Genomic DNA, 16069 nt, shown 5'->3' with positions numbered 1-16069 from the left:
TGCTTTATGTTACACAAATTTTTTAATCGTTTATTTTCCATTCTTTCTTCGATAAATGCTATTCAAAGGGTAAAGAAAGATGAAAATGGAATATGTTACGTAACAGGACTTAGACGCTATTTGTCAGTGCTGCTTGATTTAATTATCATCGTTTTGTTCTTGCAGCTTTGCGGCCAAGCCTTAAGCCAACTCTTCATGAACTCAGAGAGCAGTAAAATATTAGGCCAAATTGCTGCGAAATATCAGATGCAAACACCATTATCTGCAGAGGAAACAGCAATGCAGAGTAAACTAATCAAGTTACTAGTTCTAAATCAGATAGTTCAATTTATTATGCTTTTTAGTTATGTAGCATATATGTGGATAAGATTTGGCGCTACAACTGGAAAGTTATTACTTGGACTCAGAGTTGTAAATGCACAAACTTTTGAAAAATTGACTCTAAAACAAGCAATAAAGAGGTTTTTTTCCTTTATATTTTCAACTTCACCACTATTCTTAGGTTTCATATGGGCAAGCTTCGACAAACGTTGCCAAACTTGGCACGATAAGATTGCAGGCACAGTAGTTGTAACAAGTAAAAGTCTTAGATGTATGTTCTCAGAACATAATAGAGTGGATTAAGGGTTCTGTCGCATTTGTAGGGAAGTAGAAAGAAGAATGATATAACTGTCTAAAAAAAAAGCAAAGATGTTTCGTATCAATCAAAAATTGTTGCCATATTTCAAAGGATTTAGCTTTTCAGAGGATGTTATCTGTATACATGAAATGTCGATTCTCTTTGAGCTATCGAGATTTGGAAGAAATGATGAGTATAAGGGGAGCAAAATGCTACGTTACAAAGGTGGGTTATCACCACTGATAGATGAGGCAGTAAGGAAAAGAAAGAAGCAGGTTGGTAGTAGTTGGAGAGACTTACATTAAATTAAAGGGTAAATGGGTTTATTTATATACTGTACTCTTGTGTGTTAGTAGAGACAAGTCTTCAGCACTTGCATTCTTTCGTAAAGCCTTCAGGAGTAACTGTCTTCCTGAGAAAATTGTAATTGATAAAAGCGGCAGTAATACTGCTGCTCTTGATGATTTGAATGAAGAAATTTCTGAAGATTACAGTTCTTCAAATAAAATATCTAAATAATATTGTTGATAGATTTATCAAAAAACTAATAAAGCCAATGCTTGGGTTTAAAAGCTTCCATTCCGCAAAGATTACCATCACAGGCATAGAAAATATTCGTATGATTCAAAAAAGACAAATTATTAAAATAATGTTTCTACTTTTGAGAATTTTGCTATGTTAATGGCTTCATAACTCCTATAATCCTACCTTTAATGATCTTCTTTCCTATGGTTTATAGATGCAACAGAACCGACATATCAGTTGATAAACAGACTAATCAGTTATTGTTTATACCTGTTTCAGTATGAAAATTATTGTGAGGCTTGATTTTATATATATCACTACAGATAATAGACTTTAGTATAAATTAGTAATATGCATCCAATCATATACTTACTTAACTTGTTACTTGATCTTTACAGCTTAGTTCTAATATGCTCAGTTGCTCTCGATTTGTTGATTAAATTGAATGTAGTTAACATGTATAATGAGATTGTAAGCAGCATAATGCAAACTTTAAACAGACTTACCCATCCTCCACTAAAGGTTATCAGAAGGTATATACAACCATTCAATGGATTAGATTTATCCGTGATGATATTGATAATAGCAATTCACTTTGTAAAATATACAATTACTTATTACTTTAAGTAGATGTTAAAAAAACAGCTAAAATCAGCAATATACCTGTTACTCTTAATGTATATATATATATCGGTTTTTAGCTATAATTATCAAGATCCATCCTTAAATACAGCTACAAATGAGAAAGTAACAAATTTGGGAGGAGTAGTAGGTTCATATTTAGCTGATATATTGGTTCAATTTCTTGGACTCGCTAGTATTACAATAGCTACAACCATAGTTTACTTTTTGATATCAAAAAGGCTGCTGAAAATTCTCTATTTAATATTAATCAATTTAGGAATATGTGCTACATTAGCGCAACTTTCGCTCGGTATCACTACTAGGTACATGCACAGTGGAATAGTCGGCAATACTCTAATTGGCCACTGCCCGTTTTACATATTCACAGTAGTAGCATCAATAGGTATTGTAGGATTGATTGGTTGGAAGAGAACGGTTTATTCTTTGCTTTTCCTATGTAAAAAAATATTTTCCCTTTTTACAAAGGTTCTGTTTTTCAGGTTACGTAAAACTACTGATCATTCAATAGCATCGTTAGTAGTAGAAGAAAAATATAGAACCACTAGACAACAACCAAAAGAAAGACAGAAAAAAGCTACCGAAGAGATTTTTAAACCACCTTCTAGCGAGTTTGAGTTTCCAAGCATTCACTTACTTTCCAAAGTAGAAGAATCTGTGCAGAGAAAACAGTTGAATGCATTAGAGAGCAATAAGAATTTATCTCTGCTCGAGCAGGTTCTAAGTGATTTTGGCGTGCAAGGAAAAATTATAAGTGTATGTTATGGACCGGTTGTGACTTTATACAAACTTGAACCACAAGCAGGCACAAAATCTGCAAGAGTGATTGGTCTTGCAGATGATATTGCACGTTCAATGAGTGCACTTTCTGCACGTATTTCAATAATTCGTGGACAAAATGCAATGGGAATAGAATTGCCAAATAAAGAACGAGAAATTGTTATGCTGCGTGATTTACTGGAATCGCCAGAATACCAAAATGCAAACTTAAATCTTCCGATTGCACTAGGCAAGGAAATAAGCGGAAAACCAATTATTGCAGATCTGACTAAAATGCCCCACTTGCTTGTTGCCGGAACTACAGGATCAGGTAAATCAGTTGCGATTAACACGATGATTCTGTCGCTTGTTTATCGATTAAGTCCTGATGAATGCAAGATGATAATGATCGACCCAAAGATGCTTGAGCTTTCAATATATGATGCAATACCGCATCTAATAACGCCAGTGGTAACAGAGCCAAAAAAAGCTGTTATTGCTCTTAAGTGGATCGTGAAAGAGATGGAAAATCGCTATCGTATGATGTCATATTTAAATGTGCGGAATGTAATAAACTATAATCAAAAAATTACAGAAGCGATGAATAGCGGAATAGAATTGGAACGCGTTGTACAGATTGGCTTTAACTCAACAACGGGTAAACCTTTGTTTGAAAAAATACCGATTAAAATGGAGACATTTCCGTATGTTGTGGTGATTGTAGATGAAATGGCAGATTTAATGCTTGTTGCTGGCAAAGATATAGAATGCTCTATTCAACGTTTAGCTCAGATGGCTCGTGCTGCAGGAATACACATCATAATGGCAACGCAACGTCCGTCTGTAGATGTGATAACAGGTGTGATAAAAGCAAACTTTCCAACGAGAATTAGTTTTGCTGTTACTTCTAAGATAGATAGCCGTACAATACTTGGTGAACAAGGGGCTGAACAATTGCTCGGTATGGGTGATATGCTTTATATGGCCTCTGGTGGTAAGATTATTCGAGTTCACGGTCCATTTGTAAGTGATGATGAGGTGCAAAATATAGTTGATCATCTAAAAACGCAAGGTGAGCCAAACTACATGGAGGAAATCACTCAAGAAGATGAAAATTCTTTCGCGGAATCAGAAGGTGAAACAGAAGATGAAGAGAACGATCTATACAAGCAAGCAGTGGCCATCATTCAGAGAGATCAAAAGGTTTCAACTAGTTACATTCAAAGGCAACTTAGAATAGGCTATAACAGAGCTGCAAATATTGTTGAAAGAATGGAGAAAGAAGGTATTGTCAGTGCTCCGAGTTACTCAGGAAAGAGAGAGATATTGGTAGAATAATCGCTAACTTAAATCAAGGAAAGTTATTTCTAAGATCAATAGATCTCTTGCATAACTGGAATTAAAAAGTTCCAGCGCATGACCAGATATTTCTTATTGGATCCCAGTTGTATAGTGTTTAATACTAAATTAATACCAATTCCCGCTATAGAAAGAACAGATAGAGAATAATGGGGAAAAAGTCATACTAGAGTAAGTGAAATAGCGAGGTATAAATGGCATTAAGGTCAAAACTATTAGACGAAAGAGTTGTAAATTTAGCGAAAGAAATGTTAAAAAAGGTAAGAAATAACGCATATGTTTCAAAAAAGTTACAAGCGGTGATAGCAGGAAAAGAAAGTAGTATAAGCGCTGTGGCAAGAATATGTAAAATTTCAAGGACTGCTTTGACTGAATGGATAAAGCATCTAAAATTTGGTAGAGTAGAAAAATTATTTGCCCCGTTTCAGCGGAGAAGAAAAAGCAAATTAAACAAAAATCAACGTGAGCAAATTGAAATATGGGTAGAAAGAAATCCAAATATTACTATTAAGGAAGTACAAATAAAAATCTCAGAGGAATTTGCCCTAAACATCAGCAAATCAACAGTGCACCGTGAGATACAAAGGATGAAATTTTCTTACATAACACCGAGGCCAATGGACCATAAACAAGATAAAAACAAGCAAGAAGAGTTTAAAAGATACTTCAATAAAATAGTCAATTTCCACCCTAAAAGGGAGGTGTTTTTTTTGATGAATCACGATTTGGGACTCATTCAAAAATCGGACACGGATGGTTTAAAAGGGGTCAGAACGCAGGTTAAAATGAAAATTGGTAGACAAAATTTCTATATCTAAAGTGCGGTAAATCCAAGAAGTGGTAAGAAAATTAGCCTACTTGCTCCATATGTAAACACTGATTGTATGAATATATTTCTGGAGCAGATGTCGAAAGATTTAGGCACGAAAGAAGCCTTTCTTGTAATGGATTGTGCAAGTTGGCATAGATCAAAAAGTTTGAAAATTCAGGAAAACATTACCATCATATACTTGCCTCCTTATTCACCGGAACTGAATCCTGTTGAAAGGTTGTGGCAATATATCAAATACAATACTTTACGCAATAGTATCTACGATACTATAGGTTTACTTGAAGATGTTTTGTGTAATTCTATTGTCAATATTTCCAGTACTACTATTAAACGAGTTTGTAATGTTTCTTATTTGTTCCGTCAGTAATGGATTTTGGTATAACTACTAAAAACGTACAATAGTAATATATTAATTAGCTAGGGGGTTAAAAATGGGTATAACCAAATTTGTATTAGGTTTTGATAAATCGGATGTAACAGCATTGCAGGAAAGTCAAAATATTGATGCTAAAAAGTTTCAAGAAGTATTTAGCGCATTAAAAGAATGGCAAGAAGCTCAAAAGATTATAGTGCACCCATTTGTCTAGACCATTTTTTTAAAGTGATCCGATTTTTAAAATGAATATGTTGATAAATACGTCGACACACATTTAAAGTATTTATCAATATATTCATTTACTGTTTATGATAATAAAGATCAGCAGGAACTTTATAATTTAGAGTCTGATGTAGCCTTCTATAGTTATACCAACCAACAAAGTCATTTATTATAAGATTCAAATCTCTGATACTATTTGGTCTATAATAATATATAGCTTCTTGCTTTAAAGTTCTCCATAAGCGCTCAACAAATATATTGTCGAAGCAACGTCCTTTATGGTCCATACTGATTTTAATATTAGCATGCTCTAATTCCGTAATAAAGTTGTAGCAAGTAAACTGTACCCCTTGATCACTATTAAAAATCTCATGTTTACCTTGTTTTAGAGCTTCTTTGAGAGTATAAAGGCAAAATCCAGCATCGAGATATGGTGATAATGAATGAGCAATAATATAGCGACTATACAAGTCCATTATTGCCACAAAATAGACAAACTTACCTTCTACCATAATATATGTTATATCAGTAGCCCATACCTGATTAACTCTACAAATAATCAAATCTTTGAGTAGATAAGGATATATTTTATGCTTTTTTCTTTAATACTTGTATTACATCTTTTTCTACAATACAGCCCACTAATCTTCATTTTTTTCATAATTCTTAAGATTTTTTTGCGATTGACTACTACCCCACTCGCTATGATTTCAGCAGTAATTTTACGATATCCATAACGGCAATCAGAAGCCAAATATACTTCTTGAATCAAATTTGCTACTTCACTTTCGTTATTAATTATAGGCCTATAATATAGGCTAGATCTGCAAATCCCCAATAAATCAGCATGTTTCCTAATTGACAGATCAGAATCTTTTCTATAAACCTTACTCTATCTTTTTGCTTATTTCAGTAATTTTTTTCAAATAGCTATTTTCCACTGTCAATTCTCCTATTACTTTATGTAAACTTTCTATTTCTTGCGCTAAGATTCTTTGTTTTCTCGCACTTTCACTTTCTTCAACAAATAGGTCTTTTAACCTTGCCAATACTCTATCACGCCAATCATATAGATTTGTTGATGGTATTTTATATTCACTACATATCTCAGCTGTGCTTTTTTGATTTTTTATTGCTTCCAAAGCTATCTTTGCTTTTAACTCTGGTTCATATTTTTTTGTTTCCATTCTTTTACCCCTTTACCTTCCTACTCGGATCAACCATTTTTTTGTCTAGTTTATGGGGTGAATTATAAAGACTAAGAGTTGGCGATGTGTATTATACAGACACCAAAAACATGAAGTAACTATCGTTACAATAGGATATAGGGACACCATTTGCGTTTGAAGGAAATATGTTTTGCAATAACCCTATTCTATAATGCAAAACCCAATGTATTACTTGCAATCTGGTGTCTGATCACAAAGGAACCAGTTTACATAAAACTACTTGCCACCTGCAAATTGCAATATCTGTACAGCTGTGGAATTTTTCAAAGCGTTTTTTCTATTGAAGATAAAAGTATCTTTTATATATGATATATAGCAAAATATTAGGGTGCTTATGGTTCCAACTATAGCAATTTTAAGTGGTGGATTTTCTTGCGAAAGAGAAATATCGCTTATGAGCGGAAAAGCAGTAAAGAAGGCGCTTGATAGCCTTTCATATAATTCAATAGAAATAGATGTTGATAGCAACATTGCTCAAAAGCTTAAAAAAACTAATCCCGCTCTTGCTTTTATTGCTCTACATGGACCTTATGGTGAAGATGGCTGTATTCAAGGTTTACTGGAGATTTTAGGTATAAAATATACACACTCAGAAGTTATGGCTTCGGCTGTTGCTATGAATAAAGTGATGTCAAAGCATATATTCCATTCTCTTAATATCGACACTCCAAGAGGTTATGTAATTAGTCGAGAAGATGTGCTAAAAAATAATATTAAAGTTGATTATCCGTACGTCTTAAAACCGATTAACGAAGGCTCAAGCATTGGAGTACACATGATTTTCTCACATGAGGATTACTTAGAGCTGAAAAATAACAGTTCTACTATAATGGAAAAGATGATCATAGAAGAATACATACCGGGTATAGAGTTACATACTGCTGTGTTGCTGAATGAAGCAATTGGCACTATGGAAATACGACCAAAAAATAAATTCTATGATTATGAAGCAAAGTATACAGATGGATTTGCAGAACATATATTTCCTGCTAAAATTCCTGACAACATATATAGAATGACCTTGGAACACGCACTAAAAGTTCATCAATTTTTAGGATGCAAAACTGTTTCCCGCTCAGAATTCCGTTATAATCCTCAAAATAACACTTTAAAAATGCTTGAGATTAATACACATCCTGGATTTACTGAATTATCGTTAGTACCAGAAATTGCAAAATTGACAAAAGGAATTCATTTTAATGAATTAATTAAAATTATTGTCAAAGACAGTTTACACCACAAGAATATTAGAGATCAAGCCGATGTTGAACAATGTTACTAGAAGCCAAAGGAGTTTTTTGCGCAAGTGTGCTTTCATGATTATAACTGCACTTTTCCTTACACTAGTACTTTATAGTTCACTTGATAAAATAACAAATCGATTCAATTACTACTTTACTTGGTGTAACGATCGCTTATCGAGCTTATTAATTAGCAATGGATTTTCAATCGACAAAGTAACCGTTACTGGAAACAAATTTACAAATGAACAGGACATTCTAAGTTTAGTAGATAGAACACAACCTATCATGTATGTATCACTCTCAAAACTAACAGATAATATACAATCTGTAAGCGAATGGATAAAACATGTAAGAATTTATAGGATTTTACCCAACACCTTACGCATTGATGTAAATGAACACAAACCTTTTGCTCTTTGGAAAGATGATAACAGAACTTCAGTAATTGACTCTGAAGGTAAAGTAATCGTAGATGATTACCAGATAGATAACCTCGTTATAATCAAAGGACAAAATTCGTTATCAAGCCTAAAATTCATTAAAGATATACTAGAGAGGAAAACTCAATTAAGTGATCATATTTCTTCTTGTGTTTATGTAGGCAATAGAAGATGGAATATCATACTCGATAACAGTGCCACAGTAAAATTGCCTGAAGATAATCCTTATAGCGCATGGGATTATTTAAGCCACTTGCAAAATACAACCGACTTTACTTTTAGCAATTGGAGCGTAATTGATATGCGTGTTGCTGATAAGATCTTTGTGAAGAAGTGATCTGCTCGGTGCTCCTTTTAATTTCATGCAAGTAGCCCTATAATGCACCCCATAAACTAGACCAAAAAAATGGTTGATCCGAGTAGGAAGGTAAAGGGGTAAAAGAATGGCAACAAAAAAATATTGTAAGTTAAAAATGTGATATAAAAGAGATAAGAGGGAAAGATAGCCCTACTCACTATAGGAATAGGACTATCACGGGCCTGTGCGACCGAAAAAAAATTTGGTATTACAACCGTGTTCATCAAGGTACACTAGCCCTATCCCTCGATACGTTTGAATAGTTGTGTGGGACATATATATGCACCCGTTTACAATCTTAAATTAATAAAACTATCGAGGTTATCATGGTTAGATCTCATCAAAATTTTATTGGTATTGACATCGGAAAATTCAAGAATGTTGTTGCAGTTCACAAGCAGAAGAATGCTGTCGAATTTGACAATAATACTTCTGGTTGGCAACAATTGTGTCAAAAGTTCTCAGATATCTTACCTAATTCTTTAGTGACTTTAGAAAATACAGGAAAATATGAGCTTGGTTTGTCGAATTTTCTTATTGACAAGAATATCACTGTACATCGAGCTAATACCCGCAAAGTAAAAAGTTTTATTTTATCTCACGGAACTTTAGCAAAATCCGATAAATCAGATGCAAGGGCTCTTGCTCAATATGGATTTGAACGCCATAGAACTCTCTCTCTATTTGTACCTACTTCTGAAAAACAATCAACATACTGTAATTGCGATTGAATGATGGAGAGACATACTCCATTATTTTAGCACGAAGTAACAAGTTCAATGAATCTGTTCTTCAAAAATAATTTAAACCTTTACAGTAGGAGTAGTCTTATGAAATATTATAGCGGATTAGATTTGTCACTCAAAGAAACTTTTGTAAGTATCGTTGATGAGAAAGGAAAAATTGTTAAAGAAGAAATTGTTGCAAGTGAGAGCAGTGCAATAGCTGAGTTTCTGCTTAGTCAAAGCAGAGAATACGAATCCATAGGAATAGAAAGTGGGCAATTGTCAATATCGATGTGCAAAGAGTTAAGGAGCTTTGAATTACCAGTAATTTGTGTAGATGCGAGGCATATGGCAGCATCATTGTCTGCGAGAATCAATAAAAACGATAAAAATGATGCAAGGGGTATAGCACAAATGATGAGAGCTGGGCTGTATAAAGAGGTATTAGTAAAATCAGATGAGTCTTGTCAAGTTAAGGTAACGCTCGGAAGTAGAAGGCAGTTAATGTATTGCAGAGAGCAAATTATGGGAACAATAAGAGGGCTATTGAAGATATACGGAATAAATCTTGGCAAGAAGTCAAAGATTGTAATCTTTTCTTTAAAAGTGCAAGAAGCAATAAAAGATCTAGATAAAGTCAGTAAGGATTCAATTGAAGCATTAGTTTGTAGTTTGGAAATAATAGAAGAATCAATAAAAAGCTTGATAAAATATTATCAGAGAAAGGCAAGAAAGACGAAGATTGCAAATTATTAACTACTGTACCAGGAGTTGGTATTATAGTAGCAATGACGTATAAGGCTACAATTGATAATCCACATAGGTTTGAAACATCTGATACAGTCGGAGCCTATATGGGATTGACGCCAAGACAGTACGCTTCTGGAGAAGTTAATCGTCATGGTAGCATATCAAAGATGGGACCGGTAGAATGTAGAAATATGTTGTATGAAGCTGCGCATACAATACTGACAGTTAGCAAGAAAAAATTCAAATTAAAAAGCTGGGGAATAAAGCTTGCAAAAAAGAAGGGTGTAAAGAAAGCAGTAGTTGCATTAGCAAGAAAACTAGCTTTAATTATGCATAGAATGTTGGTTGATAAAACAGAATTTTATTATCAATAAACACTAAAGGAGTATAGGACAATAATTTTATTGAAAGTAAAGATAGTAATGCCGATGGAAGGGATAAGCAAGAGCTATGGTTGAAGCGTAGACTTCGTAAACAACATGTTGCCATCCACTTCCGCCCTAACAAGTATAGTGCGGCTTGGCTAAAATTAAACTAGCCATATCAGACCGCGGAGAGAACCATGGAAGCATGCTATTTTTAATTTATATCAAGGATTATGGAGGAAATATGCTATTTTGATCTATGTGAAAATTATTGTTGACTTGTACGCAATTAGAGAACCATGGAAGCATGCTATTTTTAATTTATATCAAGGATTATGGAGGAAATATGCTATTTTGATCTATGTGAAAATTATTGTTGAATTGTACGCAATTAGAGAACCATGGAAGCATGCTATTTTTAATTTATATCAAGGATTATGGAGGAAATATGCTATTTTGATCTATGTGAAAATTATTGTTGACTTGTACGCAATTAGAGAACCTTGGTTGCACTTTGTCAACGTCGTGATGACATCACGCAAATGAGAACTCAGGAAAAATGTAGACTGGAAGCACCTGAAAACGACCATATAAGGGAAAGTTGTCAAAAAACTATTGAATTCTTTAATGGCCAAATAGATGAACTCAATAATGCTATACAAAAAATCATTGATGAAAGCCATGAGTTACAAGAACATCAAAAAATCCTTAAAACAGTTCCTGGAATAGGTAAAAAGTTATCACAAGATTTTCTGTGTTTAATACCAGAGCTTGGTTGCTTAAACAGAAGGGAAGTAGCAAGTCTTGCTGGAGTTGCACCTCATCCTAGGGAAAGTGGTAAAGCTGTTGGTTATCGAAGGATTATAGGTGGTAGAAGTAATGTCCGTAAAAAGCTTTTTACAGCTGCGATGTCTGCTGCAAGGTCCAAATCTGTACTTGGTGCCTTTTATTCCAAGCTTGTTGAAAGTGGTAAGAAGAAAATGGTAGCTATAACAGCTCTAATGCGAAAAATTATAGTAATCGCTAATGCAAGACTTAAAGAAGCAATTAATTTGCATACTCTCACAATGGTAACTGAAATTGGCTAATGAATATGTGCGTCCGCACAGACTTAAAGCACATATTCATTAGCTAAGCAGAAATTGTTATGGCAGTTGTTTGATATAAAATTTTATTTCTACGACACATAGGTTTTTATTGTCAACATGATTGAACAAAGTTACATAATTACACAAATAAAAAATTTTTAAAAAACATAGTTGATGAGACAGAGTAAGTGGTTGAAAAATGTATAACGAAGAGTATTTGTTTCAAGTTGAACAAGCAATAAAGAAGCTTCAGAGTGGCGAAAGAGTAGTATCAATTGCATATGGTGACCATGTTGTGAGATATGCTGAAGTAGATATAAATGATTTACTAAACTTAAGACAACGTATTAAGGCTGAGTTAAAAGTTGCAGGTGTGAAGCCAAAGAGGAAAATTGTTTTTTCAACGAGTAAAGGGATTGACAAAATTATGTAAAAATGTTATAGTTTATGATTGTTTTCTGGTTAATTATATGGCTCAAGGTCAAAAAAAGGTCAATGTTAGTGTAAGTTTTGAAGGTGAATTTGCCCAGTATCTTATAGAGGTTGCAAAAGCATGGAATAAAACTATACCAGAAGTTTTAGTGTGTCTTGTGAAAGAAGAATTTGAGGCAGAGAAAGAGATGGCTGAAATCATAAAAGAACGTGATGTCCCAGATGCAAAGACGGTGAAAAATGAGGATGTTGATTGGGATAAAATATTATCTGCAAAGACAATTAAAGATGAGTGAAATACAGTATTATCTATTCGGAAAAGGTTCTTGAGAAAGATTTCCTTACTTTACCACCAACAATAAGATCAAGAATAAGAAGAGCTATAGATGAGCGTCTTACAATTGACCCAATTAATCTTGGTAAGCCATTGAGTGGTAGGTTAGTAGGTAGTAAGAGACTAAGGGTAGGTAATTACAGGGTTATTTACAAAACAGCTAAACTAGAATATACAGTAATTATCACCGAAATAGGACATAGAGATACAATTTATAAAAGATAGCAAAAGCAAAACTTACTGAAGTGTAAATTGAAATAAAATCACTCAAATTTGTGCAACAACCTCCTGCATAATTAAAGAGGCAAAATGTTATTAAAATCGTTCAAGCAATTATTCCACAAGCCAAAAATCAAAAGTTCAGCGTGGGATGCAGCAGGGTCAGGAAGAAGATTTTTTCACTTTCAACCAGAGTTAGGAAGTATAGCCTTTCTTATAATAGTTCGAACGTGATAAGATATGTATTTATGACGATAGTGGGCCAGTAGCGTATTACGATACGTTCGGATTATTGTGAAAAGAGCTATATAAACAATTTGCTGTCTCAAAGCCTTGAAACTTTACGTAGTAGATCACGTGATATGGTGAGAAAAAATCCATATGCAGCAAATATTATTGATACAATAGTAAGTAACTCTATTGGAACAGGAATAAAACCACAATCAAAGGCAAGGAATGGGGAATTTCGAAAGAAAGTGCAAGAGTTATGGCTAAAATGGACAGATGAAGAAGATAGCTGTGGAATAAGTGATTTTTATGGATTACAAGCTCTAGTATGCAGAAGTATGATAGACGGAGGAGAATGTTTTGTACGTTTAAGAACGAGAAAGCTGGAAGATAGATTTTCTGTGCCATTACAACTGCAAGTACTTGAGTCTGAACATTTAGATAATAAAACAAATCAAACTTTAGGAAATGGTAATGTAATAAGAAATGGGATTGAGTTTAACAAGCTTGATCAAAGAGAGGCATATTACTTATTTAGAGGACATCCAGGAGAAGGTTCGTTTGGAGAGTCAGTGAGAGTACCAGCAAACGATGTTTTACATATCTATAGATGTGTGTGTACCTGAAGGAGGAGATGAGCAACGCGTTCAGAAATTTGGTTGCTTTACTAATACCAATTCCCGCTATAGAAAGAACAGATAGAGAATAATGGGGAAAAAGTCATACTAGAGTAAGTGAAATAGCGAGGTATAAATGGCATTAAGGTCAAAACTATTAGACGAAAGAGTTGTAAATTTAGCGAAAGAAATGTTAAAAAAGGTAAGAAATAACGCATATGTTTCAAAAAAGTTACAAGCGGTGATAGCAGGAAAAGAAAGTAGTATAAGCGCTGTGGCAAGAATATGTAAAATTTCAAGGACTGCTTTGACTGAATGGATAAAGCATCTAAAATTTGGTAGAGTAGAAAAATTATTTGCCCCGTTTCAGCGGAGAAGAAAAAGCAAATTAAACAAAAATCAACGTGAGCAAATTGAAATATGGGTAGAAAGAAATCCAAATATTACTATTAAGGAAGTACAAATAAAAATCTCAGAGGAATTTGCCCTAAACATCAGCAAATCAACAGTGCACCGTGAGATACAAAGGATGAAATTTTCTTACATAACACCGAGGCCAATGCACCATAAACAAGATAAAAACAAGCAAGAAGAGTTTAAAAGATACTTCAATAAAATAGTCAATTTCCACCCTAAAAGGGAGGTGTTTTTTTTGATGAATCACGATTTGGGACTCATTCAAAAATCGGACACGGATGGTTTAAAAAAGGGGTCAGAACGCAGGTTAAAATGAAAATTGGTAGACAAAATTTCTATATCTAAAGTGCGGTAAATCCAAGAAGTGGTAAGAAAATTAGCCTACTTGCTCCATATGTAAACACTGATTGTATGAATATATTTCTGGAGCAGATGTCGAAAGATTTAGGCACGAAAGAAGCCTTTCTTGTAATGGATTGTGCAAGTTGGCATAGATCAAAAAGTTTGAAAATTCAGGAAAACATTACCATCATATATAGCCTTTCTTATAATAGTTCGAACGTGATAAGATATGTATTTATGACGATAGTGGGCCAGTAGCGTATTACGATACGTTCGGATTATTGTGAAAAGAGCTATACTTGCCTCCTTATTCACCGGAACTGAATCCTGTTGAAAGGTTGTGGCAATATATCAAATACAATACTTTACGCAATAGTATCTACGATACCATAGGTTTACTTGAAGATGTTTTGTGTAATTTTATTGTCAATATTTCCAGTACTACTATTAAACGAGTTTGTAATGTTTCTTATTTGTTCCGTCAGTAATGGATTTTGGTATAAGGTATTTTTAAGTAACGTTAAAGATTCATTATACATTCTTTTCATAAATTCCACTGCTTCCTTGGTAAATCTAAAGTCCAGACCTTGTTTTGTTATATTTATCGAGTCTTCATTCAATAATTGACACACTGTCTCTATACTACAATTATCAACCCCTATATTACCCAAAACGATGGCTTTTATGAACTACGAGCCTTTTAGCTTCCTCTTTCTTTTTATGAACCCTGTTGTAGCTGAGATTTTATCTGCTTTTTCATTAAAAAATTCTTTGAGCTTTTTTTGAGATGCAAACCATTCTTTTCATTGTATAAGTTCTCCGTTTTCTTTGTTAGATTTAAGAGAACTTATATCTTTTTTTTCTCTTCCTTACACTAAGTTTATTACCACAGTTCCTTAACTTGACGCGTATGGTTTATTTAACACTCCCGAGAAATAAGATTATGCTATTTTTTTAATGAAATTTCTTGAGTGGTAGATTATTTTTTACAGCTCTAGCTTAGGTAGCTGTCACTACCTGAAATGTAACAAATAAAATACCAATCTTAAATATTGCTATATTTCACGATAGTTTCTCAACTTGACGCACATGCTTTTGGAACATTCTCATTTGTCAAATAGTTTCTGGCATGCTACACAATCTGTAATGCAGGTTTTAAATTACTTTTACGCAATATTGATCATTCTTGAAAAGCAATCTAACATTTTCTATTCCTTGATTACGAAGCTTTGATGCAGCTGATTTAGCTACTTGAGCGTTTACAAAAAATGCTACATATCCCTTACTTTCTGCATTGTTTTGTTTTGGGTGACGTTTCTGCATTTCTTTTTCATATTGCCTTTTGTAATGAGGAGTATTTTGTATCAATTGTTCTGACCTCTTTCTTAAGTACTCGACTTTTACCTTCGCAAGCCCAGACTTATGAAGTCCTAAAACTTGTGCTGCTTTTTCTGACAAGTCTATTATTCTACCTTCAACAAATGGCCCTCTATCATTAACTCTTATAACAATCTTTCTTCCATTTTCTAAATTAGTAACACGAACAAAGCAGGGTAGGGGCAAGGTCTTATGTGCTGCAGAAATCAAGTGACGATTAAACACTTCACCGTTGGCTGTAATTGTGCCATGATCTTCTATTCCATACCACGATGCTATTCCTACTTCTTCGTAACAGCTACAGTATTTTGGGTGGTAGGTGATACCATTTATTGTATAGCTATTGCCAATTTTATAATGACCTGCAGTGTGATTACACCTATTGCTAAAACTACAACTACTCATCAAAACGAATATTAGACATAGAAAGGCTAGTTTTTTTATCATTGTACTTAGTGAAATGGTTCGATACCATGAGGATTTTAAATTATACTATAATAAATTTAGTAATAAGTAAACGTCTATTGCCAAATATGCACAGCACTAAAAAAGGTTCTGTTGCATCTATAA

General features: G+C 33.7%; 12 protein-coding genes and 9 pseudogenes. 18 read left to right on the top strand and 3 right to left on the bottom strand.

All coding sequences use genetic code 11. The features are described from left to right. Window positions 1–6 precede the first annotated feature (6 nt). The 6 genes and pseudogenes from M3L71_RS05445 to M3L71_RS05420 all read left to right on the top strand — a co-directional run bounded on the left by M3L71_RS05445 (window position 7) and on the right by M3L71_RS05420 (window position 5323). Entirely contained in the window at window positions 7–624 is a 618-nt protein-coding gene (locus M3L71_RS05445; RefSeq protein ID WP_280144153.1) for an RDD family protein, read from the top strand. Between the two features lie 66 nt (window positions 625–690). Then, window positions 691–1312, top strand: a pseudogene (locus M3L71_RS05440) (IS6 family transposase). Window positions 1313–1495: 183 nt separating this feature from the next. Then, entirely contained in the window at window positions 1496–1774 is a 279-nt protein-coding gene (locus M3L71_RS05435) for a YggT family protein (protein WP_264374841.1), read from the top strand. Continuing rightward, the gene (locus M3L71_RS05430) at window positions 1775–3883 is read left to right on the top strand and encodes an FtsK/SpoIIIE family DNA translocase (protein ID WP_280143317.1); all 2109 of its coding nucleotides are present in this window, start codon (window positions 1775–1777) and stop codon (window positions 3881–3883) included. It abuts the gene before it with no gap. Between the two features lie 215 nt (window positions 3884–4098). After that, window positions 4099–5103, top strand: a pseudogene (locus M3L71_RS05425) (IS630 family transposase). A gap of 64 nt (window positions 5104–5167) precedes the next feature. Next, the gene (locus M3L71_RS05420; RefSeq protein WP_280143316.1) at window positions 5168–5323 is read left to right on the top strand and encodes a hypothetical protein; all 156 of its coding nucleotides are present in this window, start codon (window positions 5168–5170) and stop codon (window positions 5321–5323) included. Window positions 5324–5411: 88 nt separating this feature from the next. Here M3L71_RS05420 and M3L71_RS05415 read toward each other — a convergent pair. After that, a pseudogene (locus M3L71_RS05415) lies at window positions 5412–6521 on the bottom strand (IS3 family transposase). Window positions 6522–6891: 370 nt separating this feature from the next. Between M3L71_RS05415 and M3L71_RS05410 the strand changes: the two are divergent. The 12 genes and pseudogenes from M3L71_RS05410 to M3L71_RS05355 form a co-directional block, all read left to right on the top strand. After that, entirely contained in the window at window positions 6892–7845 is a 954-nt protein-coding gene (locus tag M3L71_RS05410) for a D-alanine--D-alanine ligase (protein ID WP_280143315.1), read from the top strand. Further along, complete coding sequence (locus M3L71_RS05405; protein WP_264374656.1) at window positions 7826–8584, top strand: cell division protein FtsQ/DivIB; 759 nt, start codon at window positions 7826–7828, stop codon at window positions 8582–8584. The genes M3L71_RS05410 and M3L71_RS05405 overlap by 20 nt, the downstream gene beginning before the upstream one ends. A gap of 347 nt (window positions 8585–8931) precedes the next feature. Beyond that, window positions 8932–9318, top strand: a pseudogene (locus M3L71_RS05400) (IS110 family transposase); the annotation flags it as partial. A 117-nt stretch (window positions 9319–9435) separates the two neighbouring features. After that, window positions 9436–10086: an IS110 family transposase gene (locus tag M3L71_RS05395; protein ID WP_280143314.1), complete on the top strand. Its 651-nt coding sequence runs from the start codon at window positions 9436–9438 to the stop codon at window positions 10084–10086. Between the two features lie 32 nt (window positions 10087–10118). Further along, window positions 10119–10454 (top strand): transposase, encoded by a 336-nt coding sequence (locus M3L71_RS05390; RefSeq protein ID WP_280143215.1) that lies wholly within the window; start codon window positions 10119–10121, stop codon window positions 10452–10454. 491 nt (window positions 10455–10945) lie between these two features. After that, window positions 10946–11533: pseudogene (locus M3L71_RS05385) on the top strand (transposase); the annotation flags it as partial. Window positions 11534–11732: 199 nt separating this feature from the next. Continuing rightward, window positions 11733–11966 (top strand): gpW family head-tail joining protein, encoded by a 234-nt coding sequence (locus M3L71_RS05380; RefSeq protein ID WP_280143313.1) that lies wholly within the window; start codon window positions 11733–11735, stop codon window positions 11964–11966. A 37-nt stretch (window positions 11967–12003) separates the two neighbouring features. Beyond that, on the top strand, window positions 12004–12261 hold the full coding sequence (locus tag M3L71_RS05375; protein ID WP_280143312.1) for a hypothetical protein: 258 nt from the start codon (window positions 12004–12006) through the stop codon (window positions 12259–12261). Then, window positions 12258–12524, top strand: coding sequence for a type II toxin-antitoxin system RelE family toxin (locus tag M3L71_RS05370; RefSeq protein WP_280143311.1), 267 nt, complete (start codon window positions 12258–12260; stop codon window positions 12522–12524). Before M3L71_RS05375 ends, M3L71_RS05370 begins: the two co-directional genes overlap by 4 nt. 302 nt (window positions 12525–12826) lie before the next feature. Next, window positions 12827–13357, top strand: a pseudogene (locus M3L71_RS05365) (phage portal protein); the annotation flags it as partial. A gap of 142 nt (window positions 13358–13499) precedes the next feature. Next, window positions 13500–14314, top strand: a pseudogene (locus M3L71_RS05360) (IS630 family transposase); the annotation flags it as partial. A 104-nt stretch (window positions 14315–14418) separates the two neighbouring features. Continuing rightward, a pseudogene (locus tag M3L71_RS05355) lies at window positions 14419–14610 on the top strand (transposase); the annotation flags it as partial. A 12-nt stretch (window positions 14611–14622) separates the two neighbouring features. Here M3L71_RS05355 and M3L71_RS05350 read toward each other — a convergent pair. Continuing rightward, window positions 14623–14929 (bottom strand): annotated as a pseudogene (locus tag M3L71_RS05350) (IS4 family transposase); the annotation flags it as partial. Between the two features lie 348 nt (window positions 14930–15277). Further along, window positions 15278–15946: a septal ring lytic transglycosylase RlpA family protein gene (locus tag M3L71_RS05345; RefSeq protein WP_349292694.1), complete on the bottom strand. Its 669-nt coding sequence runs from the start codon at window positions 15944–15946 to the stop codon at window positions 15278–15280. Between the last annotated feature and the right edge of the window lie 123 nt (window positions 15947–16069).

Origin of the sequence: Wolbachia endosymbiont of Frankliniella intonsa (assembly GCF_029856955.1) — a bacterium.
In the GTDB taxonomy this organism is placed as follows: Bacteria; Pseudomonadota; Alphaproteobacteria; order Rickettsiales; family Anaplasmataceae; genus Wolbachia.
The sequence above is the reverse complement of the archived record's forward strand: the minus strand, read 5'-3'. Positions and strand labels throughout refer to the sequence as shown.

Bases quoted from the DNA above. Each gene is read 5' to 3' on its own strand.
- M3L71_RS05445 (WP_280144153.1), top strand. From the start codon at position 7: ATGTTACACAAATTTTTTAATCGTTTATTTTCCATTCTTTCTTCGATA.
- M3L71_RS05435 (WP_264374841.1), top strand. From the start codon at position 1,496: ATGCATCCAATCATATACTTACTTAACTTGTTACTTGATCTTTACAGC.
- M3L71_RS05430 (WP_280143317.1), top strand. From the start codon at position 1,775: ATGTTAAAAAAACAGCTAAAATCAGCAATATACCTGTTACTCTTAATG.
- M3L71_RS05420 (WP_280143316.1), top strand. From the start codon at position 5,168: ATGGGTATAACCAAATTTGTATTAGGTTTTGATAAATCGGATGTAACA.
- M3L71_RS05405 (WP_264374656.1), top strand. From the start codon at position 7,826: ATGTTGAACAATGTTACTAGAAGCCAAAGGAGTTTTTTGCGCAAGTGT.
- M3L71_RS05395 (WP_280143314.1), top strand. From the start codon at position 9,436: ATGAAATATTATAGCGGATTAGATTTGTCACTCAAAGAAACTTTTGTA.
- M3L71_RS05390 (WP_280143215.1), top strand. From the start codon at position 10,119: ATGACGTATAAGGCTACAATTGATAATCCACATAGGTTTGAAACATCT.
- M3L71_RS05380 (WP_280143313.1), top strand. From the start codon at position 11,733: ATGTATAACGAAGAGTATTTGTTTCAAGTTGAACAAGCAATAAAGAAG.
- M3L71_RS05375 (WP_280143312.1), top strand. From the start codon at position 12,004: ATGGCTCAAGGTCAAAAAAAGGTCAATGTTAGTGTAAGTTTTGAAGGT.
- M3L71_RS05345 (WP_349292694.1), bottom strand. From the start codon at position 15,946: ATGATAAAAAAACTAGCCTTTCTATGTCTAATATTCGTTTTGATGAGT.